Source organism: Klebsiella sp. M041 (genome assembly GCF_059759695.1).
Window position 1 is genome coordinate 107102 of record NZ_JCAXWU010000001.1, and the last position, 21526, is coordinate 128627.

A 21526-nucleotide genomic window follows, 5' to 3' on the forward strand; every position below is an offset into this window, starting at 1 on the left:
CGCTTCAGGGAAGGTTTTATGCTCGAGATGTTAATGCAGTGGTACCGCCGTCGATTCAGCGACCCTGAGGCGATAGCGCTGCTGGTTATTTTGCTTGCCGGTTTCGGCATCATGTTCTTTTTCAGCGGCCTGCTGGCCCCGTTACTGGTGGCTATCGTGCTGGCCTATCTGCTGGAGTGGCCGACCGTTCGCCTGGAGCGCATCGGCCTGTCGCGCACCTGGGCGACCTCGCTGGTGCTAATCCTCTTTGTGGGTATTCTGCTCTTGCTGGCCTTTGTGGTGCTGCCGGTGGCCTGGCAGCAGGGGATCTACCTTATCCGCGATATGCCGGGCATGCTTAACAAGCTCTCTGATTTCGCCGCCACGCTGCCGCGGCGCTATCCGGCGTTGATGGATGCCGGCATCATCGACGCGATGGCGGAAAATATGCGCACCCGGATGCTGACGGTGGGCGACTCGGTGGTCAAGTATTCTCTCGCCTCGCTGGTGGGGCTGCTCACGCTGGCGGTCTATCTGGTGCTGGTGCCGCTGATGGTCTTCTTCCTGCTGAAGGATAAAGAGCAGATGCTCAACGCGGTACGCCGCGTGCTGCCGCGAAACCGCGGTCTGGCCGGGCAGGTGTGGAAGGAGATGAACCAGCAAATCACCAACTACATTCGCGGTAAGGTGCTGGAGATGATTGTCGTCAGCGTCGCCACCTGGATAGGCTTTATCCTTTTCGGCCTCAACTACTCGCTGCTGTTGGCGGTGCTGGTGGGCTTCTCGGTGCTGATCCCCTATATCGGCGCGTTTGTGGTGACCATTCCGGTGGTAGGGGTGGCGCTGTTTCAGTTTGGCGCAGGCACCGAGTTCTGGAGTCTGTTCGCGGTCTATCTGATTATTCAGGGACTGGATGGTAACCTGCTGGTCCCGGTGCTGTTCTCGGAAGCGGTGAATCTGCACCCGCTGGTGATTATCCTGTCGGTGGTGATCTTTGGCGGTTTGTGGGGATTCTGGGGCGTCTTCTTCGCCATTCCGCTGGCCACGTTAATTAAAGCGGTGGTGCATGCCTGGCCGGATGGCCTGGTCGTCGACGACGACTAAGGCATTGAGGATAAAAAAAGACGCCGGGCGAGGTTTTCTCCCCCGGCGTCTTGCTTTGCATCAGGCGTTTTCTTTCAGCCAGTTCAACACCACGTCGTGGTGATTACTGGTTTTGAAGTCATCAAAGACGTGTTCGATTTTGCCATCGGCATCGACGAGGAAGCTGATACGGTGGATCCCGTCGTAGGTTTTCCCCATAAAAGATTTTTCGCCCCAGACGCCAAACTGCTCGCAAACCTGATGGTTTTCATCAGACAGCAGCGTAAAGTTCAGCAGCTCTTTTTCGGCGAAACGGGAGAGCTTTTCCGGTTTATCGGTGCTGATGCCCAGCACTTCCACACCGGCTTTTTTCAGGTCGTCCATATTATCGCGCAAGCCGCACGCCTGGACGGTGCAGCCCGGGGTCATGGCTTTCGGGTAAAAATAAACCAGGACACGCTGTCCCTGGAAGTCGGTTAAATTTACTTCCTCGCCGTCCTGGTCCGGTAAGCTAAATTTCGGTGCAAGATCACCGGCTTTCAGTGGGGTCATGGGTTAAACTCCATCCTGTTCATCATGCTGTGAATAATTAACGATGTTAATACTGCCTTGTGCGTTGAGTTCTGTACATAGGGCTTTGAACGCTTGTTCGATATTTGCTGCATTTTGCGTCGCAGGGCTGTGAGCCGTTATCTGGATAAAAAGCTGCGCGGAATCGCCGTCTCCCGGCTGCGTGCGGGACACCAGTTCCGCGATATTCATATTCCATGTATCGCACAGGGCAGTGAAGCGCTCGATGATATGCGGTGAGTCCGGCACCTCAACCTGGACCCAGACGGTGTTTGGCATGGCCTGCGGCGGGCGCGCGGTGGTGCGTTTCATCACGATCAACAGCTCCAGCTCCGCGCCTTTCAGCGGCAGGGTTGATTCGATCAGGTTAATCGCATTCCACGAACCGGAAAGCAGCATGATAAACGTAAACTCATCACCGAGCATGGCCAGCCGGCTGTCTTCGATATTACAACCGCAGCTGCTGACGTGGCGAGTGATCGTATTCACGATGCCGGGACGGTCAGCCCCCAGGGCGGTAATAACCAGATAGTGTTGTAATGAGGCTGTCAAACCTGTTCTTCCTTTAAAAAGGTGAGGTAACATTAGGAAAGCATAAAAAAAACCGCCATACAACATCCCTGATGGCGTCGGGTCTCTTGCTTTTATTGCAGCTCCAAACGTAACATTGAGAATCTTGTCGCACTTCTGCTCTGAGGATGGCCCATGTTCACGGGAAGTATTGTAGCGCTTGTCACGCCGATGGATGAAAACGGTAATGTCTGCCGGACAAGCCTGAAAAAACTGATTGATTACCATGTCGCCAACGGAACCTCGGCGATCGTTTCGGTAGGGACTACCGGTGAATCCGCAACGCTGAGCCATGAAGAGCATGGCGACGTGGTGATGATGACGCTGGAACTGGCTGACGGGCGTATCCCGGTTATCGCGGGAACGGGAGCCAATGCAACCGCAGAGGCGATTAGCCTGACCAAACGTTTTAACGACAGCGGCGTTGTCGGCTGCCTGACGGTCACTCCTTATTATAACCGTCCGACCCAGGAAGGCCTGTTCCAGCACTTTAAAGCTATCGCCGAACATACTGACCTGCCGCAAATTCTGTATAATGTGCCGTCCCGTACCGGTTGCGATATGCTGCCGGAAACCGTTGGCCGTCTGGCGCAAATTAAAAATATTGTCGGTATTAAGGAAGCAACAGGGAACTTAAGTCGTGTTCACCAGATCAAAGAGCTGGTTTCAGACGACTTTATTCTGCTGAGCGGTGACGATGCGACCGGTATGGACTTTATGCAGCTCGGCGGCGTGGGCGTGATTTCCGTTACCGCCAACGTGGCGGCGCGCGAAATGGCCGACATGTGCCGTCTGGCGCTGGCGGGTCAATTTGCCGAAGCCCGGGCGATTAACCAGCGTCTGATGCCATTGCATACAAAATTATTTGTCGAACCCAATCCTATCCCGGTGAAATGGGGATGCAAGGCGTTGGGTCTTGTGGCGACCGATACGCTGCGCTTGCCGATGACGCCTATCACCGACCAGGGTCGTGAAGCCGTTACCGCCGCGCTGAAGCATGCCGGTTTGCTGTAAAGTTTAGGGAGATTTGATGGCTTACTCAGTACAGAAGTCGCGCCTGGCGAAGGTTGCGGGTGTTTCGCTGGTTCTACTCCTCGCGGCCTGTAGTTCCGACTCGCGCTATAAGCGTCAGGTGAGCGGTGATGAGGCCTATTTACAGGCGTCACCGTTGAGCGAACTTCACGCGCCGGCGGGGATGATCCTGCCGATTCAGGTGGGTGATTACAACATTCCGGTGGCCAACAGCACCGGCGCGGTCGGCAAGGCGCTGGACATTCGCCCGCCGGCGCAGCCGCTGGCATTGGTTAGCGGCGCCCGCACCCAGTTCAACGGCGATACCGCGACGCTGATGGTCGAAAACGGCCGCAGCGGTTCGCTGTGGGCGCAGGTTACCAGCATTCTTCAGTCGAAGAACTACGTTATCGCCAAGCGCGATGATGCGAGCCAGACGCTGAACACCGACTGGGTTGAGTGGAACCGTCTTGATGAAGATCAGCAGTATCGCGGTCGTTATCAAATCTCCGTCAAACCGCAGGGCTATCAGCAAGCGGTTGTGGTCAAGCTGGTGAATCTGGAGCAGGCGGGTAAACCGGTTGCCGATCCGGCGTCACTGCAGCGCTACAGCACCGCCATGCTGAACGTCATTTCGGAAGGCCTGGACATGAACGCCACCAGCGCCCAGAACGCCGCTCAGCGCAGCGCGGGCGCCACCTTCGACGTGCAGAGCGCTGCCGACGATACTGGCCTGCCAATGCTCGTCGTTCGCGCGCCGTTTAACATGGTGTGGCAGCGTCTGCCGGGCGCCCTCGAGAAAGTGGGGATGAAAGTGACCGACAGCACGCGCTCTCAGGGCAGCATGGCGCTGACCTACAAGCCGCTGTCTGACAGCAGCTGGCAGGAGCTGGGCGCACGCGACCCGCAGCTGGTCTCCGGTGACTACAAACTTCAGGTCGGCGACCTCGATAACCGCAGTAGCCTGCAGTTCATCGACCCGAAAGGCCACACCCTGACGCAGTCGCAAAATGACGCTCTGGTAGCCGTATTCCAGGCCGCATTTAACAAGTAATCAAAAGGGCTGGAGCAATCCGGCCCTTTTAATATATAGTGACGCAAACGTGTGCGTATACACATCATCCTTCAAATTGCCTCTTTGTTGGCCGCCTTCGTTCACCCCAGTCACTTACTTTTGTAAGCTCCTGGGGATTCGCTCAGTTGCCGCCTCGATGCACTTTGAATGATTTTGTGTATAGGTGGAAACGTATTTTTAGGCTCAATATCACTGGAGTAGTGAAAGATGAAAAAGCAAGCTGAGTTGTATCGTGGTAAGGCGAAGACAGTATACAGCACCGATAATCCGGACCTGCTGGTACTGGAATTCCGTAACGATACGTCAGCAGGTGATGGCGCGCGCATCGAGCAGTTCGATCGTAAAGGCATGGTGAATAACAAGTTCAACCACTTCATTATGAGCAAACTGGCAGAAGCGGGCATCCCTACCCAGATGGAAGCGCTGCTCTCCGATACCGAATGCCTGGTGAAAAAACTGGATATGGTGCCGGTGGAGTGCGTGGTGCGTAACCGTGCGGCAGGCTCGCTGGTAAAACGTTTAGGCATTGAAGAAGGTATCGAGCTGAATCCGCCGCTGTTCGATCTGTTCCTGAAAAACGATGCCATGCACGATCCGATGGTCAACGACTCCTACTGCGAAACCTTCGGCTGGGTGAGCAAAGAGAATCTGGCGCGGATGCGCGAGCTGACCTACAAAGCCAACGACGTGCTGAAAAAATTGTTCGATGACGCCGGTCTGATTCTGGTGGACTTTAAGCTGGAGTTTGGTCTGTTCAAAGGCGAAGTGGTACTGGGCGATGAGTTTTCGCCGGACGGCAGCCGCCTGTGGGACAAAAACACCCTTGATAAAATGGACAAAGACCGCTTCCGCCAGAGCCTTGGCGGCCTGATCGAAGCCTACGAAGAAGTGGCTCACCGCCTGGGCGTTAAGCTCGACTAACTCGCCCGCCGCCAGAAGATGGTCTCATCTTCTGGCGTCTCTTGCTGTTTCCTGTGGTAATCCTGCGCTGAACCGCCTACGATCTCTGCTATTGATACATAACAGGGAATGAGGTGCTTATGCGCTGGCAAGGGCGTCGCGAAAGCGACAATGTTGAAGATCGACGCGGTCAATCGGGCTCGCCGTTTGGCGGCGGGGGCGGCGGCTTCCGGCTGCCGAGCGGGAAGGGCGGCATTGTGCTGCTGATTATTGTGCTGGTGGCGGGCTATTACGGCGTGGATTTGACCGGCATGCTGACCGGCGAACCGATGCCGCAGCAGCAGACCTCCACGCAGCGCTCCATCAGTCCGAAAGATGATGAAGCGGCGAAGTTTACTTCGGTGATCCTGGCCACCACCGAAGATACCTGGGGACCGATCTTTGAAAAGATGGGCCGCCAGTACCCCCAGCCAAAGCTGGTGCTCTACCGCGGCGCGACCCGTACCGGCTGCGGTACCGGCCAGTCGGTGATGGGGCCGTTCTACTGTCCTGCCGACAGCACGGTCTATATCGACCTGTCATTCTACGATGAGATGAAAAATAAACTGGGCGCCGACGGCGACTTTGCCCAGGGGTACGTCATTGCCCATGAAGTGGGTCATCACGTACAAAAACTGCTGGGCATTGAGCCGAAGGTCCGCCAGCAACAGCAGCATGCCACCGAGGCCGAAGCCAACCGGCTGTCGGTTAAGATGGAGCTGCAGGCAGACTGCTTCGCCGGCGTCTGGGGCCATAATATGCAGCAGCAGGATATTCTGGAAACCGGCGATCTGCAGGAGGCGCTGAACGCCGCCGAGGCCATCGGCGACGACCGTCTGCAGCAGCAGAGCCAGGGTCGGGTGGTACCGGACAGCTTTACCCACGGCACGTCAAAACAGCGCTACACCTGGTTCAAACGCGGTTTCGACAGCGGCGACCCGGCGCAGTGCAACACCTTCGGCAGCGCCCTGTAATCGCCACCGATGATGGACGCGTTGCTTGACCTCACCGCGCAGATGGCGCGGGAGGGAATTCGCCGCCTGCTGGTACTCAGCGGCGACGAGGCCTGGACGCTGCAGCAGGCGCAGGCGCTGCGGGAGAGGCTCGCCGGCGATGGCCTGTGGGTGGGCCCCGAGCCGGTTTTCGCGCCCGGGGTGGCGCCTGGCGCCCTGAAGACGCTGCTGGGGCGGGAAGTCATGCACGCCTTTTTCGATGCCCGGCGCGGATTTGATGTAGCCGCCCTGGCGGCCCTGAGCGGTACCCTGCGGGCGGGAAGCTGGCTGGTGCTGCTGACGCCCCCCTTCGCCGACTGGCCGTCCCGGGTGGATGAGGACTCCCTGCGCTGGAGCGATACGCCCGACCCGATCTCTACCCCCCACTTTGTTCTCCGCTGCTGTCGGCAGTTTATCGCCGACCCCGATGTGCTGCTCTGGCGGCAGTCGGACTCGCCGCGGCTCCCGCTGGCCGTCCCGCGCCCTGACTGGCATCCCGCCGAGGGTCACCCGCTGGCCGAACAGGCGGCGATCCTTGCGCAATTGTTGCGTCTACCGCCCGGTATCGCGGCGGTGACGGCTGAACGAGGGCGAGGCAAATCCGCCCTCGCGGGCATGTTGCTGCGCCAGCTCGCGGGCGAGGCCATCGTTACCGCCCCGACCCGCAGCGCCGTCGATGTGCTGGCGAGCTTTGCCGGCGAGGCGTTTCGCTTTATGGCGCCTGATGCGCTGCTGTCGTCGAAAGAAACGGCGTCCTGGCTGATTGTCGATGAGGCCGCGGCCATTCCGGCTCCGCTTCTCCGGCAGCTGGTAAGCCGTTTTCCCCGCACGCTACTCACCACGACGGTGCAGGGTTATGAGGGCACCGGGCGCGGGTTCCTGCTGAAATTTTGCGCCAGCCTGCCCCATCTGCAGTCGTTCAGCCTGAGCGCGCCGATCCGCTGGGCAGTGGGCTGCCCGCTGGAGTCAGCCATCAGTCAGCTGCTGATCTTCAGCGATGAGGCATTTCGCGATGCGCCGACGGGGGAGGTTGCCGTGGAAGAGGTCGATCAGTCCAGCTGGCAAACGCGGTCGGCGCTGCCGGAGGCGATGTACCAGCTGTTGTCCGGGGCGCATTACCGCACTTCTCCTCTCGATCTGCGGCGCATGATGGACGCGCCGGGCCAGGCTTTCCGCTGCGCACGCGCCGGCGGCGCGGTGGCGGGCGCCCTGTGGCTGGTGGCCGAGGGGGGACTTTCTCCTGAACTCAGCCGGGCGGTGTGGGCGGGTTTTCGCCGGCCGCGAGGGAACCTGGTCGCCCAGTCTCTGGCGGCGCATGGCGGCAGTCCCCTGGCGGCGACGCTGCGCGGGCTGCGGGTCAGTCGGATCGCCGTCCACCCCGCCCGCCAGCGCGAAGGGCTGGGGCAGCAGATGATCGCGGATATCGCCGCCGATGCCGCAGGTTATGACTATCTCTCCGTCAGCTTTGGCTATACCCCTGAGCTGTGGCGCTTCTGGCAACGATGCGGGTTTATCCTCGTGCGGCTGGGTACTCATCGCGAGGCCAGCAGCGGATGCTATACCGCGATGGCTCTGTTCCCGCTGACTGCAGCGGGGCATCAGCTCGCGCAGCGGGAGGCACAGCGGCTACAACGCGATGAATACTGGCTGCGCCCGTGGCGGGACGCGCCCGCGCCGCTGCCGGCCGTTTCAGGGGCTATGCTTAGTGAGGAGGACTGGCTGGAAGCGGCCAGCTTTGCCTTCGCCCATCGCCCGCTGGCTGCGGCGCTGGGTTGCCTCAATCGTCTGCTGATGCAGGTCGACATGCCGTTGCCGGCGCTGCGCGGGCGCCTGCAGGGGGAAGAAGAGGCCGAACTCTGCGCCGCGCTGCAGCTAACAGGGCGTAAAGCGCTGCTGGCGAGATGGCGTCAGGAGGCCGCGGACGCCTTGCGCTTCCTCGATGCAGCGCGCGCTGAGGCGCTGCGTCAGCAGGTAGCGCACCTGCAATTTTTTTAACTAACTCATTCAGTTAAATGGCATGGTCATATCTGGCGAGCGGCGTACACTGCCCGCATACACAAAGGAGACAGCCATGAAACACGATCATTTTATTGTTCAAAGCCCTGCGACGCCTGCGCAACAGCTGTTGCTGCTGTTTCATGGCGTGGGGGATAACCCGGTCTCCATGGGGCAAATTGGCAGCTGGTTCGCGCCGCAGTTTCCTGATGCGCTGATCGTTAGCATTGGCGGGGTGGAGCCTTGCGGTCCCAACGGCCGGCAGTGGTTTTCGGTGCAGGGAGTGACGGAAGAGAATCGTCAGCAGCGTATCGACGCCATTATGCCGACCTTTATTGACATTGTGCGCTACTGGCAGGAAAAGAGCGGCGTCAGCCCGCTGGCCACCGCGCTGATCGGCTTCTCTCAGGGGGCGATCATGTCGCTGGAGAGCATCAAAGCGGCGCCGGATCTGGCTTCGCGGGTGATCGCCTTTAATGGCCGCTACGCGACGCTGCCGGTCACCGCAACGACGGCCACCACCATTCACCTGATCCACGGTGGTGACGATCGGGTTATCGATCTGGCATGGGCGGTGTCGGCTCAGGAGGCGTTGTTGCAGGCGGGGGGCGACGTGACCTTAGATATTGTTGACGATCTGGGGCATGCCATTGACGATCGCAGCATGCAGTTTGCGATTGAGCGACTGCGCTATACCGTGCCGAAGCACTATTTTGATGAGGCGCTGAGCGGCAGTACGCCGAAAGGGGACGATATCATCGAAATGCTGTAACCCCGGCGGGCGGGGTTACAGGCGGGCGGTACCGCGATAAAGGCAAACTTACGGTTTCTTCGACTGGTCGTGCTTCGGCCAGTCGTCGTCATCGTCCCATTTATCGTTAAAATCACGGTGCGGCGGCAGATCGGGTTTGTTGTTAAGGAATTTTTTGTGGTCAACGCGGTTCAGATCTTTAATCACGTTGATAATTACCCCCACCAAAAAGACCAGCACCAGAATCCACCAGTGTTTAATAAGCCATTCCATGCGCGCTTCCTCTTTACGTCAGTACGTCAGGCGACCAGCTGTTCCATTACGCGTTGATACATCCGCGCCAGCAGCTGCAGGTCGGCGGCGTTCACACATTCATTAATTTTGTGAATCGTGGCGTTCACGGGGCCCAGCTCTACCACCTGCGCCCCCATGCGCGCGATAAACCGTCCGTCTGAGGTGCCGCCGTTGGTTAACAGCTGCGGTTTGATCTCATTATAGTGCTCAATCGCGTTGACGACCGCATCCACCAGCTTGCCCCGTCCGGTGAGGAACGGCTGGCCGGAGAGCCACCACTCCACGCTGTAACGCAGCTGGTATTTTTCCAGCAGGGCGACCACCCGGGCTTTGATCATCTCGTCCGTCAGTTCCGTACTGAAGCGGAAGTTGAACTGGACGAACATATCGCCAGGGATGACGTTGTTGCTGCCGGTGCCGGACTGCACGTTGGCAATCTGCATGCTGGTCGGCGGGAAGTATTCATTGCCTTTATCCCACTCGATAGTGACCAGCTCCGCCAGCATCGGCGCCGCGCGATGGACGGGGTTATCGGCAAGGTGCGGATAGGCGACATGGCCCTGTACGCCGTGAATGGTCAGATTGCAGGTCAGCGAGCCGCGACGGCCGTTTTTCACCACATCGCCGACCACTTCGGTACTGGAGGGTTCGCCGACCAGACAGTAGTCCAGACGCTCGTTACGCGCCATCAGCGTCTCCACCACTTTGACGGTGCCGTTTTTGGCGCTGGCCTCTTCATCAGAGGTAATCAAAAACGCCAGCCGGCCCCGGTGGTTCGGGTACTGCGCGACAAAACGCTCAGCGGCAACCACCATCGCCGCCAGCGAGCCTTTCATATCTGCCGCCCCGCGGCCAAACAGCATCCCGTCGCGGATGGTGGGTTCGAACGGCGGATTGATCCAGCGGTCGGCGTCGCCTGCCGGGACCACGTCGGTGTGGCCGGCGAAGGCCAGCGTCTCGCCGTGGCCGCGCCAGGCCCAGAAGTTCTGCGTATCGCCGAAATCCATCGGTTCAACGGTAAAGCCGATCGCACGCAGGCGTTCAATCATTAACGCCTGGCATCCCGCATCATCGGGGCTAAGGGAAGGGCGGCGAATAAGCTGCTGAGCCAGCTCAATGACCGGGCAAGACATAGACTATACCTCGTTAAACTGCTGATAACTTGCTTCACTAAAACCCAGCAGCATAGGACGACCGGGCGCGCAGAGCAATGGGCGTTTGATAATCGCCGGCATTTCCAGCATCAATGCGGCGGCGGCATCGGCATTATCGATGCTGTTGCGCAGCGATTCGTCCAGCTTGCGCCAGGTGGTGCCGCGGGTGTTCAGCAGCGCCTGCCAGCCCAGTTCGGCAATAAAGGTATCCAGTTGCGCGCGGTCGAGGCCATCGGCGCGGTAGTCATGGAAGCGATAGTCAATCTGATGCGCTTCCAGCCAGCGGCGGGCTTTTTTAATGGTATCGCAGTTTTTAATTCCGTACATGGTGAGCATAGATAAACCTTTAACATTCAATTAAGCGGTTAACTCAGATATTTCCGAATATATAAGCCTTATTGAAATAATACGTGATTCAGATGAATAAATATAACTTTTTACCGGGTATCTTGTGCCATGTATTCGGGTGATTAAAATTTGCCCAGTCGCGGGCATGATGTGAGGGCACTAACAATATTATGAAAATGTTGCCTGATGGTGCTCTGCGTCACATAATTTTTACATACGAGACGGCATAGTGGCGGCAACCAGAGGTTTTATCTCTGTCAGCGGTCCACAAGACAATCAGAGCAATAGGGGAGCACAACTTCCCATCAGCAATGAAGTTATATAGAATCGACCATAATAATAAGAGAGGCTATTATGATTGAACATGAACTGGGGAACTGGAAAGATTTTATTGAAGGCATGCTTCGTAAATAAATTTCCGCAATGTGAGCAGGGGAATAACGCGACGTAAATAAGCGCGTCATGGTTCTGAACACATAAAGAAGGCGACCATCCAGGTCGCTTTTTCTGTTATTCCGGCTCGCCGCCGACGCCCGACGGTTTATTGCGGACGCTCCTTCAGCGGAAAGCGGCGGCGCACCAGCACAAAGAACAGCGGTACGAAAAAGATGGCCAGCACGGTGGCGGAGATCATCCCGCCCATCACCCCGGTACCGACCGCATGCTGGCTGCCGGAGCCGGCTCCGGTGCTGGTGGCCATCGGCAGGACGCCGAAGATAAACGCCAGCGAGGTCATCAGAATGGGGCGCAGGCGCTGACGGCAGGCCGACAGCGTGGCGCTGAGCAGATCCTGGCCTTTCTCGTTGAGCTCATTGGCGAACTCGACGATCAGAATGGCGTTTTTCGCCGACAGGCCGATCACCGTCAACAGGCCCACCTGGAAGTAAACGTCATTCTCCAGGCCGCGCATCCAGGTCGCCAGCAGGGCGCCAATCACCCCGAGTGGGACCACCAGCATCACCGAGAACGGCACCGACCAGCTCTCGTACAGCGCCGCCAGGCACAGGAACACCACCAGCAGAGAAATCGCGTACAGGGCCGGCGCCTGAGCGCCGGAGAGGCGTTCCTGATAGGACATGGCGGTCCATTCGAGGCCAAAGCCGGTTGGCAGCTGCGCGGCCAGTTTCTCCATCATGTCCATCGCGGTACCCGTACTGATGCCCGGCGCCGCCTCACCGACGATCTCCACCGCCGAATAGCCATTGTAGCGCTCCAGACGCGGCGAGCCGGTCTCCCAGCGCGAGGTGGCGAAGGCCGAGAACGGCACCATCGTGCCGCTGCTGTTGCGGACGTACCAGAGATTGATATCGTCAGGCAGCATTCGATATTTCGCCGCCGCCTGGACGTAGACTTTCTTCACCCTCCCGCGATCCATAAAGTCGTTGACGTAGCTCGACCCCCACGCGGTTTGCAGCGTATCGTTGATGTCGTCAATGGAGACGCCCAGCGCCTGAGCTTTACGCTGATCGATATCGACCTGCAGCTGCGGGCTGTCGTCGAGCCCGTTATGCCGGACGCGGGTCAACAGCGGGTTTTTACCCGCCAGCTCAAGCAGCGTATCGCGTGCCGCCATCAGCGCATCGTGCCCCTTACCGGCGTGATCTTCCAGCTCCATATCGAAGCCTGCCGAACTGCCGAGGCCGCTGATCGCCGGCGGGCTGCTGGCGATGACCCGGGCTTCGTTGATCTGATTAAACGCTTTGGTGGCGCGTTCAATAATGGCAAAGGAGGAGCCGGTTTGCGGATCGCGCTGGTCCCAGTCTTTGAGGCGCACGAACATACGGGCTACGTTCTGCCCGTTGCCGCCGGGGCCGGAGCCAACGGTAGCGAACACCGACTCCACGTTTTGCTTCTCGTTATTGAGGAAGTAATCTTCCGCTTTCTGCACCACTTTCAGCGTCTGCTGTTGGGTGCTGCCGCTCGGCAACTGTACCGAGGTGGTGAACATCCCCCGATCCTCCAGCGGCAGGAATGAGGTGGGCAGATGCAGGAACAGGAACACCATCCCGCCGAGCAGAACGACGTAGATCAGCATCCAGCGCAGCGAGCGATGAAGAATTTTGCCGACGAAGGTTTCATAGCGGCTGGCGCTGCGGTTAAAGGTGCGGTTGAACCAGCCGAAGAAGCCTTTTCTCTCATGAGATTCACCTGGCTTAACCGGTTTGAGCAGGGTGGCGCAAAGGGCCGGGGTGAGGATCATGGCCACCAGCACCGAGAGGACCATCGCCGCGACGATAGTAATTGAGAACTGGCGATAGATAGCGCCGGTGGTGCCGCCGAAGAAGGCCATCGGCACAAACACCGCCGACAGCACCATCGCGATCCCCACCAGCGCGCCCTGAATTTGTCCCATCGATTTGCGGGTGGCTTCCCGCGGCGACAGGCCTTCCTCGCTCATGATGCGCTCAACGTTTTCCACCACCACGATGGCGTCATCCACCAGCAGGCCGATAGCCAGCACCATCGCGAACATCGTCAGGGTGTTGATGCTGTAGCCACAGGCATAAAGCACCGCGAAGGTGCCCATCAGCACCACCGGCACGGCGATGGTCGGGATCAGGGTAGCGCGGAAGTTCTGCAGGAACAGATACATCACGAGGAAAACCAGCAGGATCGCCTCCAGCAGGGTTTTCACCACGTCGGTAATGGAAGCCTTCACGAAGGAGGTGGTCTCGTAGGCGACTTTATATTCCAGCCCGTGCGGGAAATACTGCGACAGCTCATTGAGGCGAGCGATCACGCGCTCCGCGGTGGCCATTTCGTTGGCGCCGGAGGCGAGCTTAATTCCCAGGCCAGAGGCGGCCTGGCGGTTATAGCGGCTAAGATAGTCGTACTTCTCCGCCCCCATCTCCACGGTAGCGACATCGCCGAGGGTCACCTCTGAACCATCCTGATTGACGCGCAGGGTGATATTGCGAAACTGCTCCGGGGTTTGCAGCAGAGATTGCGAGTTGATGGTGGCGTTCAGCGCCTGCTTATCGACGGAAGGCGTGCCGCCGAGCTGGCCGACGGCAATCTGGGCGTTCTGCGAACTGATGGCGTCGGTAACATCCTTGGTGGTCAGCTGGAAGCTATTGAGCTTTGCCGGATCGAGCCAGATGCGCATTGAGTATTGCGAGCCGTAGGCGTCGATATCCCCTACGCCGTTGACGCGGCTGAGCGGGTCCTGAATGTTACTGGCGACGTAGTCGGCGATATCCTGTTTATCCATACTGCCGTCGGTGGAGACGAAGGCGAGGGTCAGGATATTGGTATCGCCAGTCTTGCGCACCGTTACCCCCTGGTTTTGCACCGCCTGCGGCAGCTTACGCATCGCCGACTGCAGCTGGTTTTGCACCTGCTGCACGGCTTCGTCCGGGTCGGTACCGGCGGTAAAACTGAGGGTGATGGTCGCCTGGCCGGTGGCGCTGCTCTGGGATGACATATACATCAGGTTATCGAGGCCGGTCATATTCTGTTCGATAACCTGGGTGACGGTATTCTCCAGGGTTTGCGCGGAGGCGCCGGGATAGTTGGCCGTGACCCGCACATTCGGCGGGGCCAGATCGGGATACTGTTCAACCGGCAGCGACAAAATGGCAAGGGTGCCCGTCAGGCATAACAGGATTGCCAGCACCCACGCAAAAATGGGGCGATCGATAAAGAAATTCGCCATCAGAATAAAAACCTCATATGCACATGTTCTTGTTATTGCACAGCCTGTGCCACTTTAGCCCCAGCGCCTCCGGCAATCGTGGAGAAATTAAGGAGATAGTGTAATTTATCATGTTGCTTTTGCCGTATCGTAAAGAAACATCGAACTTTCCTGCCGCCGGGTCGGCCACTCCGCTTCGCCCGCAGCACCCGGGGACGCATTATTCCTTGCCGATGTGAAACCTGATTTCATTTAAGTCAAAAAAATTGATCCAAAACGGATTCTTTCCAGAAAAAGGGTATCCTGGGCAAATGAACATTGTTCCGGCCTCGTCTTGTCGGGTAATAAATAGGCATGCGCATTAAGGGGTTATTCACCAATAAGACAAAAGGAAGCCATGAACCACTTTATATTGAGCGATAGCCGAAAATGTATCGGTTGCCAGGCCTGCGAAGTGGCCTGCGTAATGGCGCATAACGAGGAGCAACATGCGCTGACCCCGCAGCGCTTTTTGCCCCGTATCACCGTGATTAAAGCAGAAGGGCAGCGTAACGCCATCACCTGCCGCCACTGCGAAGACGCCCCCTGCCTCCGCAGCTGCCCCAACGGCGCCATCGCCCAGACTGGCGACAGCGTTCAGGTCTGTCAGGAGAAATGCATTGGCTGTAAATCCTGCATGGTGGCCTGCCCGTTCGGGGTGATGCAGGTCGTGGTCACGCCGCAAGCCGCAGGCCAGGTGAAAGCCAGCGCGCAAAAATGCGATCTGTGCGCGGGCCGCGAGGCGGGACCGGCCTGTGTGGAAAACTGTCCGGCGCAGGCGCTGACCCTCGCCGACGATGAGACATTGACCACGCTGGCCAGGCAGCGGCGTCTGCGGTCGGCCTGCCAGGAGGCGCAGCCGTGGCAGCGCGGCGCGGCCCCCGCCAGGCAGCCCGACGCCGGCGAGAAGGCCAGGCAAATGGCGATGACGCCGCCGCGCGGAGAGCCGGATAAGCTGGCGGCGGAGGCGCGTAAGAGCCACTTTGAGGAGATCTATCAGCCGTTCACCCCGACGCAGGCACGGCAGCAGGCCGCCCGCTGCCTGAAATGTGGAGAACACAGCATCTGTGAATGGACCTGTCCACTGCATAACCACATTCCGCAGTGGGTCGAGCTGGTGAAGGCAGGGGATATCGCCGCCGCGGTCGCCCTGTCCCATCAGACCAACTGTCTGCCGGAGATCACCGGCCGCGTCTGCCCTCAGGACCGGCTGTGTGAGGGCGCCTGCACCCTGCGCGATGAAAGCGGCGCGGTCACCATCGGCAATATTGAGCGATTTATATCCGACCAGGCGCTGGCCAGCGGCTGGCGTCCGGACCTCTCGCAGGTTAAGCCGAGCGGCAAACGGGTGGCGATTATCGGCGCCGGACCGGCCGGGCTGGCCTGCGCCGATGCGCTGGTGCGCCACGGCGTACAGCCGGTGGTCTTTGACCGTCATCCGGAGATCGGCGGCCTGCTGACCTTCGGCATTCCGGCGTTCAAGCTGGATAAGTCACTGCTGGCCCGGCGGCGGGCGATTTTCTGCGAGATGGGCGTCCACTTTGAGCTCAACTGCGAGGTGGGGAAAGATATCCCCCTGGCGACGCTGCTGGCTGAGTATGACGCGGTGTTCGTCGGCGCCGGAACCTATCGCTCCATGAAGGCCGGCCTGCCGAATGAAGAGGCGCCCGGGGTCTACGATGCGCTGCCGTTTCTTATCGCCAACACCAAACAGGTGATGGGGCTGACGGAATCGGCGCTGGAGCCTTATGTCAACACCGCCGGGCTGAACGTGGTGGTGCTGGGGGGCGGCGATACGGCGATGGACTGCGTGCGCACCGCGCTGCGCCATGGCGCCCGCCAGGTGACTTGCGCCTATCGGCGGGATGAAGCCAACATGCCGGGCTCGAAAAAAGAGGTCAAAAACGCCCGCGAAGAGGGGGCGCTCTTTGAGTTTAACGTCCAGCCGGTGACGCTTGAGCTGGACGAGAACGGACGGGTGAACGGGGTTCGCTTTTTGCGCACCGAGCTTGGCGCTCCGGACGCCGGCGGAAGACGCCGCCCGACGCCGATCCCCGGCAGCGAGTTTGTTATGCCGGCAGAGGCGGTGATCATGGCCTTTGGCTTCCACCCGCACCGCATGCCCTGGCTGGAAGCGGCCGGGGTGGCGCTGGACAGCCAGGGGCGGATTAAAGCCGGAGTGGAGAGCCGTTACCGTTATCAGACCAGTCAGGAGAAGATCTTCGCCGGCGGCGATGCCGTGCGCGGCGCCGACCTGGTGGTAACGGCGATGGCGGAAGGCCGTCATGCGGCGCAGGGGATCCTTGACTATCTGGGGCTGAAAACGACGCCGCTTCACTGACGACAAACCCGGCTCCGCAGCGTAGTATGAGGGCGTCCTTTTACGCTGTGGGGTCGGTATGTCACTCAATATTCACGTCATTAAAGATAAAATCCTCTCTGAGAACTGGTTCGTACTACGCAACATGACCTATGAGCTGACGCGGGCGGACGGCAGCGTCGTGCGCCACAAACGCGAGGTCTACGATCGCGGCAATGGCGCCACCGTGTTGCTGTATAACCGTCATAAGCAGACGGTGGTCCTGGTGCGTCAGTTCCGGGTCGCCACCTGGGTCAATGGCAATCATGACGGCATGCTGATTGAAACCTGCGCCGGGCTGCTGGACAACGACGAGCCGGAGGCCTGCATTCGGAAAGAGGCGGTGGAAGAGACCGGCTATGAAGTGGGCGAGGTGCGAAAGCTGTTTGAGCTGTTTATGTCGCCAGGCGGCGTCACCGAAGTGGTGCATTTCTTTATCGCCGAGTACAGCGACGCCCAGCGAACCACCAGCGGCGGCGGGGTGGATGACGAAGCCATCGAGGTGCTGGAGCTGCCCTTTAGCCAGGCGCTACAGATGGTCGCTGATGGGGAGATCCGCGACGGGAAAGCGGTCATTCTGCTGCAGTATCTGCAAACCTCCGGCCTGATGTCGGGGAACTCTGACAAATCCGATTGAGTCAGCGGCTGCCGTTGTCCAGGATAGGCGCCGTGGTCGGGTTTATCTGGGGTCGGGCGGTTCATGCTTTTTCGCATCATTTTTTTCCTCTTTCTGGCGGTGCTGCCTTGCTCACAGGCATGGTCGGCACCGGCGCAGCAGCGCTTCAACGACTGGCAGGTCACCTGTAATAACCAAAATTTCTGCGTCACCCGCAACGTGGGGCTGCATTATGGTCTGGTGATGACCCTCAGCCGCAGCGCCGGGGCGGCTACTGACGCCAGCCTGCGTATCGAACTGGGCGGCACCGGCAATCCGGTGGCGACGCTCGCGCCGATAGCGCCGCGCCTGCTGCTGGATGGTAAACCGCTGTCCCTGACCGACAAGCGCTGGCGCATTGAAGATAAACTCATTAAAACCGACGACAGCGTGACGATCGATGCCTTCCTTCAGCGGGTCCAGGAGGGAAAAACCCTCTCGCTGGCCAACGGCCTGCAGACCATCTCCCTGCAGGGGCTGAAAGCGGCCCTGTTATTTATCGATGCCCGGCAAAAGCGGGTGGGCAGCGAAACGGCCTGGGTCGGCAAGGGGGAGGAGCCGCCGCTCAGCGTACCGCCGGCGCCGGCGCTGCGCGCGGTGGCGAGCGCGGTCACGGCGCAGTCGCCGCTGGGACGTGATGAACTCAACGATCTGATGGACTACGGCAATGAGCGGATGAGCAACAGCAACTGCTCCCTCGATCCGTTCCGCCGCGAAATTCGCGTCACTGCGCTGACGGATGACAAAGTGCTGCTGATGACCAGCTGCGAATCCGGGGCGTACAACACCGTCTGGCTGGCCTGGCTGGTCTCCCGCCAGCGCCCGTATGTCGCCCGTCAGGTGCGGCTGACGCTGCCATTTCAGCCGCCCGGCGAGGCGCCGCGGGAGATTGAGCTGATTAACGCCAGCTATGATGACCGTCGTCATGAGCTGGTGACCCTGGACAAGGGGCGCGCGTCTGGCGATTGCGGGATCCAGACCCGCTGGCGTTTTGACGGCCAGCGGTTCAGCCTCTCCCGTTACGCACAGCAGCCGACGTGCGACAACTGGCAGGGGCCAGATGCCTGGCCCACGCTGTGGATCACCCGTTAAGCACCTGTTCGGCGGTGGCGACGATATGGTCGACCGTAAAGCCAAAGAACGGGAACAGCTGCTCCGCCGGGGCGGATTCACCGTAGCCGGTCATGCCGACGATCTTGCCTTTTAAGCCGACATATTTATACCAGTAGTCCGCTATCCCGGCCTCGACGGCCACCCGGGCGCTGACGTCCGACGGCAGCACCGACTCGCGCCAGGCCTCGTCCTGAGCGTCAAACACGTCGGTGGAGGGGAGCGAAACCACCCGCACATTCACTCCGTTGGCCAACAGTTTTTCCGCCGCCAGGACGGTGATTTCCACTTCCGAGCCGGTGGCGATAAGGATCAGGTCGGGTTTGCCGCCGGCATCCTTCAGCACGTAGCCGCCCCGGGCGATATCCTGAACCTGTTGCGGGGTACGCGGCATCTGCGCCAGGTTTTGTCGCGACAGGATCAGCGCCGTCGGTCCGCCCTGACGCGCGATGGCCGCCTGCCAGGCGACGGCGGTCTCCACCTGGTCGCAAGGGCGCCAGGTGCTGAAGTTGGGCGTCAGCCGCAGACTGGCCAGCTGTTCCACCGCCTGGTGGGTCGGACCGTCTTCCCCAAGACCGATGGAGTCATGGGTATAGACCATGATCTGCCGGGCCTTCATCAGGGCCGCCATGCGCGCGGCGTTGCGGGCGTATTCCACAAACATCAGAAAGGTCGAGGTATAGGGAATGAAGCCCCCGTGCAGGGCGATGCCGTTGGCCACCGCGGTCATGCCGAATTCGCGCACGCCGTAGTGGATATAGTTGCCGGCGGCATCCTCTTTAATCGATGTCGAGCCAGACCAGATGGTCAGGTTACTCGGCGCGAGATCCGCCGAACCGCCCAGCAGCTCCGGGAGGTGCGGGCCGTACGCGTTCAGCGCATTTTGCGAGGCTTTACGGCTGGCGATCTTCGCCGGCTCGGCCTGCAGCTTCGCCACGTAGTCACGCGCCGTCGCGGCAAAATCTTCCGGCAGGGCGCCTGCCATGCGACGGGTTAGCTCAGCGGCCAGTTCCGGGAACTGCTGCTGGTAGGCGGCGAATTTCTCGTTCCAGGCGTGCTCGGCTTTTTCGCCGCGTGGCCGCGCATCCCAACCCTGATAGATCTCTTTCGGGATCTCAAAGGGCGGATATTTCCAGCCCAGCTGCTGGCGGGCCAGGGCCACCTCTTTTTCACCCAGCGCCGCGCCGTGCGACTCCTCTGAGCCGGCTTTGTTGGGCGAACCGAAGCCGATGATGGTCCGACAGATGATCAGCGACGGCTTATCTTTCACCGCCTGCGCTTCCGTAATGGCCTGTTTGATGGCCTGCGGATCGTGGCCGTCGATATCGCCGATCACGTGCCAGTGGTAGGCGCGGAAGCGTTCCGCTGTATCGTCGGAAAACCAGCCTTCGGTTTTGCCGTCGATGGAGATGCCGTTGTGATCGTAAAAACCGATCAGCTTGCCCAGTCCGAGCGTGCCTGCCAGCGAACAGGCCTCATGGGAGATCCCCTCCATCAGACAGCCATCGCCCATGAAAACCCAGGTGTGATGGTCGATAATCTCATGATCGGGGCGGTTAAACTGCGCCGCCAGGGTGCGTTCGGCAATGGCCATACCGACGGCGTTCGCCAGCCCCTGGCCCAGCGGGCCGGTGGTGGTCTCCACCCCGGGAGTATAGCCATGCTCCGGGTGACCCGGCGTTTTGGAGTGCAGCTGGCGGAACTGCTTCAGCTCTGACAGCGGCAGATCGTAGCCGGTCAGGTGCAGCAGACTGTAGAGCAGCATCGACGCGTGGCCGTTGGACAGAATAAAGCGGTCGCGGTCCACCCAGCCAGGGTTTTGCGGATTGTGCTTGAGAAAATCGTTCCACAGCACTTCGGCAATATCTGCCATCCCCATTGGCGCACCGGGGTGGCCGGAATTGGCTTTCTGCACCGCGTCCATACTCAGGGCGCGGATGGCGTTGGCAAGCTCTCTTCGGGACATAGTTTTCTCCGTGAGACTAAAGTGACAGTTTGGCGGCAAGCAGATCTTCCAGTTTGCGTTGATCGACGGCGAACAGGCGGATACCCTCCGCCAGCTTTTCGACCGCCATAGGATCCTGATTATGTTCCCAGCGGAACTCCGCCTCGCTGAGCGGCACCGGGCGCGGCAGGATCTGGCTGGCAGGGATCAGTTTGCGCACCACCGGGGCGTCGCTGGCCTGCAGTTCTTTTAATAAAGGCGGGGCGATGGTCAGGCGGTCGCAGCCGACCAGGGCGAGGATCTGCTCGGTGCGGCGGAAGCTGGCGCCCATCACGATGGTGTTGTATTTATGCTGTTTGAAGTAGTCATAGATATTGCGCACGGATTTCACCCCTGGATCTTCCTCAACCACGTAAGGATCCAGCGGTTTGCGCGCCTGATACCAGTCATAAATACGCCCGACGAAAGGGGAGATCAGATAGACCCCGGCTTCGGCGCAGGCCCGGGCCTGGGCGAAGGAAAACAGCAGCGTCAGGTTGCAGTGGATCCCCTCTTTTTCCAGCGTTTCGGCGGCGCGGATCCCCTCCCAGGTGGAGGCCAGCTTGATCAGGATCCGTGACTTATCAATGCCCATCTCCTGATACAGCGCCACCAGATGGCGCGCCTTCTCGATACTCTTCTCCCGGTTGAAGGAGAGCCGGGCGTCCACCTCGGTGGAGACACGGCCAGGAATGCTTTTGAGGATCTCCGCGCCAAAATTGACCGCCAGCTTATCGCAGGCGTGAGTTACCTGCGCTTCGCGGCTGCCTCCTTGCTTTTTGGCCCAGGCGATCGCGTCGTCGATGAGTCCGCTATAGGACGCCAGCCCGGCGGCCTTCAGCAGCAGGGAGGGGTTGGTGGTGGCATCTTCCGGATGGTAGTGGCGGATGGATTCGATGTCGCCGCTGTCGGCGACCACGGTGGTGAACTGCTTAATACTGTCTAGCTGATTCATGGATAAGTCCTCCTGGAACAAGGTGTTAC

19 protein-coding genes are annotated in these 21526 nt (G+C 59.7%); 11 read left to right on the forward strand and 8 right to left on the reverse strand.

Annotated features, from left to right (window positions below):
* The first annotated feature begins 18 nt into the window (after nt 1-18).
* On the forward strand, nt 19-1083 hold the full coding sequence (locus AC6CWS_RS00505) for an AI-2E family transporter (protein WP_004201933.1): 1065 nt from the start codon (nt 19-21) through the stop codon (nt 1081-1083).
* A gap of 60 nt (nt 1084-1143) precedes the next feature.
* Here the strand turns inward: AC6CWS_RS00505 and bcp are convergent, their stop codons facing one another.
* Both bcp and AC6CWS_RS00515 read right to left on the reverse strand, forming a co-directional pair.
* Nucleotides 1144-1614 carry a thioredoxin-dependent thiol peroxidase gene (gene bcp / locus AC6CWS_RS00510; RefSeq protein ID WP_004201935.1) on the reverse strand — a complete coding sequence of 157 codons (471 nt, stop codon included), beginning with the start codon at nt 1612-1614 and terminating at the stop codon, nt 1144-1146.
* Between the two features lie 3 nt (nt 1615-1617).
* On the reverse strand, nt 1618-2184 hold the full coding sequence (locus AC6CWS_RS00515; RefSeq protein ID WP_002913804.1) for a glycine cleavage system transcriptional repressor: 567 nt from the start codon (nt 2182-2184) through the stop codon (nt 1618-1620).
* Between the two features lie 153 nt (nt 2185-2337).
* On the opposite strand from AC6CWS_RS00515, the gene dapA reads away from it, so the two are divergent.
* From dapA to ypfH, 6 genes are all read left to right on the forward strand, one after another.
* On the forward strand, nt 2338-3216 hold the full coding sequence (dapA, locus tag AC6CWS_RS00520; protein WP_023290616.1) for a 4-hydroxy-tetrahydrodipicolinate synthase: 879 nt from the start codon (nt 2338-2340) through the stop codon (nt 3214-3216).
* Nucleotides 3217-3232: 16 nt separating this feature from the next.
* Nucleotides 3233-4267 (forward strand): outer membrane protein assembly factor BamC, encoded by a 1035-nt coding sequence (gene bamC, locus AC6CWS_RS00525; RefSeq protein WP_023290615.1) that lies wholly within the window; start codon nt 3233-3235, stop codon nt 4265-4267.
* 228 nt (nt 4268-4495) lie between these two features.
* Nucleotides 4496-5209 (forward strand): phosphoribosylaminoimidazolesuccinocarboxamide synthase, encoded by a 714-nt coding sequence (purC, locus tag AC6CWS_RS00530; RefSeq protein WP_002913801.1) that lies wholly within the window; start codon nt 4496-4498, stop codon nt 5207-5209.
* A gap of 119 nt (nt 5210-5328) precedes the next feature.
* On the forward strand, nt 5329-6201 hold the full coding sequence (gene ypfJ, locus AC6CWS_RS00535; RefSeq protein WP_023290614.1) for a KPN_02809 family neutral zinc metallopeptidase: 873 nt from the start codon (nt 5329-5331) through the stop codon (nt 6199-6201).
* Between the two features lie 9 nt (nt 6202-6210).
* The gene (locus tag AC6CWS_RS00540; protein WP_080901534.1) at nt 6211-8214 is read left to right on the forward strand and encodes a tRNA(Met) cytidine acetyltransferase TmcA; all 2004 of its coding nucleotides are present in this window, start codon (nt 6211-6213) and stop codon (nt 8212-8214) included.
* A 76-nt stretch (nt 8215-8290) separates the two neighbouring features.
* On the forward strand, nt 8291-8986 hold the full coding sequence (ypfH, locus tag AC6CWS_RS00545) for an esterase (protein WP_023290612.1): 696 nt from the start codon (nt 8291-8293) through the stop codon (nt 8984-8986).
* A 48-nt stretch (nt 8987-9034) separates the two neighbouring features.
* Here ypfH and AC6CWS_RS00550 read toward each other — a convergent pair whose 3' ends face one another.
* Genes AC6CWS_RS00550 through AC6CWS_RS00560 form a run of 3 tightly spaced genes read right to left on the reverse strand, consistent with a single transcriptional unit; the run spans nt 9035 to nt 10749 of the window.
* On the reverse strand, nt 9035-9238 hold the full coding sequence (locus tag AC6CWS_RS00550) for a YpfN family protein (protein WP_002913768.1): 204 nt from the start codon (nt 9236-9238) through the stop codon (nt 9035-9037).
* A gap of 26 nt (nt 9239-9264) precedes the next feature.
* Nucleotides 9265-10392 (reverse strand): succinyl-diaminopimelate desuccinylase, encoded by a 1128-nt coding sequence (gene dapE, locus AC6CWS_RS00555; protein ID WP_023290611.1) that lies wholly within the window; start codon nt 10390-10392, stop codon nt 9265-9267.
* 3 nt (nt 10393-10395) lie between these two features.
* Nucleotides 10396-10749 carry an ArsC family reductase gene (locus AC6CWS_RS00560; RefSeq protein ID WP_023290610.1) on the reverse strand — a complete coding sequence of 118 codons (354 nt, stop codon included), beginning with the start codon at nt 10747-10749 and terminating at the stop codon, nt 10396-10398.
* A 366-nt stretch (nt 10750-11115) separates the two neighbouring features.
* Between AC6CWS_RS00560 and ypfM the strand changes: the two genes are divergently transcribed.
* Nucleotides 11116-11175 (forward strand): protein YpfM, encoded by a 60-nt coding sequence (gene ypfM / locus AC6CWS_RS00565; protein WP_100181659.1) that lies wholly within the window; start codon nt 11116-11118, stop codon nt 11173-11175.
* 127 nt (nt 11176-11302) lie between these two features.
* Here the strand turns inward: ypfM and acrD are convergent, their stop codons facing one another.
* Nucleotides 11303-14416 carry a multidrug efflux RND transporter permease AcrD gene (acrD, locus tag AC6CWS_RS00570; protein ID WP_032453700.1) on the reverse strand — a complete coding sequence of 1038 codons (3114 nt, stop codon included), beginning with the start codon at nt 14414-14416 and terminating at the stop codon, nt 11303-11305.
* Nucleotides 14417-14792: 376 nt separating this feature from the next.
* Between acrD and aegA the strand changes: the two genes are divergently transcribed.
* From aegA to AC6CWS_RS00585, 3 genes are all read left to right on the forward strand, one after another.
* The gene (aegA, locus tag AC6CWS_RS00575) at nt 14793-16775 is read left to right on the forward strand and encodes a formate-dependent uric acid utilization protein AegA (RefSeq protein WP_080901535.1); all 1983 of its coding nucleotides are present in this window, start codon (nt 14793-14795) and stop codon (nt 16773-16775) included.
* 58 nt (nt 16776-16833) lie between these two features.
* Nucleotides 16834-17430 (forward strand): GDP-mannose pyrophosphatase NudK, encoded by a 597-nt coding sequence (gene nudK / locus AC6CWS_RS00580; protein ID WP_002913754.1) that lies wholly within the window; start codon nt 16834-16836, stop codon nt 17428-17430.
* Nucleotides 17431-17493: 63 nt separating this feature from the next.
* Complete coding sequence (locus AC6CWS_RS00585) at nt 17494-18540, forward strand: DUF1176 domain-containing protein (RefSeq protein WP_023290607.1); 1047 nt, start codon at nt 17494-17496, stop codon at nt 18538-18540.
* On the opposite strand, the gene tkt is transcribed toward AC6CWS_RS00585, so the two are convergent.
* Together tkt and tal are read right to left on the reverse strand one after the other, a co-directional pair.
* A complete protein-coding gene (gene tkt, locus AC6CWS_RS00590; RefSeq protein WP_080901537.1) occupies nt 18530-20524 on the reverse strand; it encodes a transketolase in 1995 nt (664 codons plus the stop codon). The genes AC6CWS_RS00585 and tkt overlap by 11 nt on opposite strands.
* Before the next feature lie 16 nt (nt 20525-20540).
* Nucleotides 20541-21497, reverse strand: a complete 957-nt coding sequence (tal, locus tag AC6CWS_RS00595; protein ID WP_023290605.1) for a transaldolase — start codon at nt 21495-21497, stop codon at nt 20541-20543.
* Nucleotides 21498-21526: the final 29 nt, after the last annotated feature.

Bases quoted from the DNA above. Each gene is read 5' to 3' on its own strand.
- bamC (WP_023290615.1), top strand. From the start codon at position 3,233: ATGGCTTACTCAGTACAGAAGTCGCGCCTGGCGAAGGTTGCGGGTGTT.
- ypfH (WP_023290612.1), top strand. From the start codon at position 8,291: ATGAAACACGATCATTTTATTGTTCAAAGCCCTGCGACGCCTGCGCAA.
- dapA (WP_023290616.1), top strand. From the start codon at position 2,338: ATGTTCACGGGAAGTATTGTAGCGCTTGTCACGCCGATGGATGAAAAC.
- nudK (WP_002913754.1), top strand. From the start codon at position 16,834: ATGTCACTCAATATTCACGTCATTAAAGATAAAATCCTCTCTGAGAAC.
- bcp (WP_004201935.1), bottom strand. From the start codon at position 1,614: ATGACCCCACTGAAAGCCGGTGATCTTGCACCGAAATTTAGCTTACCG.
- AC6CWS_RS00505 (WP_004201933.1), top strand. From the start codon at position 19: ATGCTCGAGATGTTAATGCAGTGGTACCGCCGTCGATTCAGCGACCCT.
- tkt (WP_080901537.1), bottom strand. From the start codon at position 20,524: ATGTCCCGAAGAGAGCTTGCCAACGCCATCCGCGCCCTGAGTATGGAC.
- AC6CWS_RS00550 (WP_002913768.1), bottom strand. From the start codon at position 9,238: ATGGAATGGCTTATTAAACACTGGTGGATTCTGGTGCTGGTCTTTTTG.
- acrD (WP_032453700.1), bottom strand. From the start codon at position 14,416: ATGGCGAATTTCTTTATCGATCGCCCCATTTTTGCGTGGGTGCTGGCA.
- AC6CWS_RS00560 (WP_023290610.1), bottom strand. From the start codon at position 10,749: ATGCTCACCATGTACGGAATTAAAAACTGCGATACCATTAAAAAAGCC.
- dapE (WP_023290611.1), bottom strand. From the start codon at position 10,392: ATGTCTTGCCCGGTCATTGAGCTGGCTCAGCAGCTTATTCGCCGCCCT.
- AC6CWS_RS00540 (WP_080901534.1), top strand. From the start codon at position 6,211: ATGATGGACGCGTTGCTTGACCTCACCGCGCAGATGGCGCGGGAGGGA.
- purC (WP_002913801.1), top strand. From the start codon at position 4,496: ATGAAAAAGCAAGCTGAGTTGTATCGTGGTAAGGCGAAGACAGTATAC.
- AC6CWS_RS00585 (WP_023290607.1), top strand. From the start codon at position 17,494: ATGCTTTTTCGCATCATTTTTTTCCTCTTTCTGGCGGTGCTGCCTTGC.
- aegA (WP_080901535.1), top strand. From the start codon at position 14,793: ATGAACCACTTTATATTGAGCGATAGCCGAAAATGTATCGGTTGCCAG.
- ypfJ (WP_023290614.1), top strand. From the start codon at position 5,329: ATGCGCTGGCAAGGGCGTCGCGAAAGCGACAATGTTGAAGATCGACGC.
- tal (WP_023290605.1), bottom strand. From the start codon at position 21,497: ATGAATCAGCTAGACAGTATTAAGCAGTTCACCACCGTGGTCGCCGAC.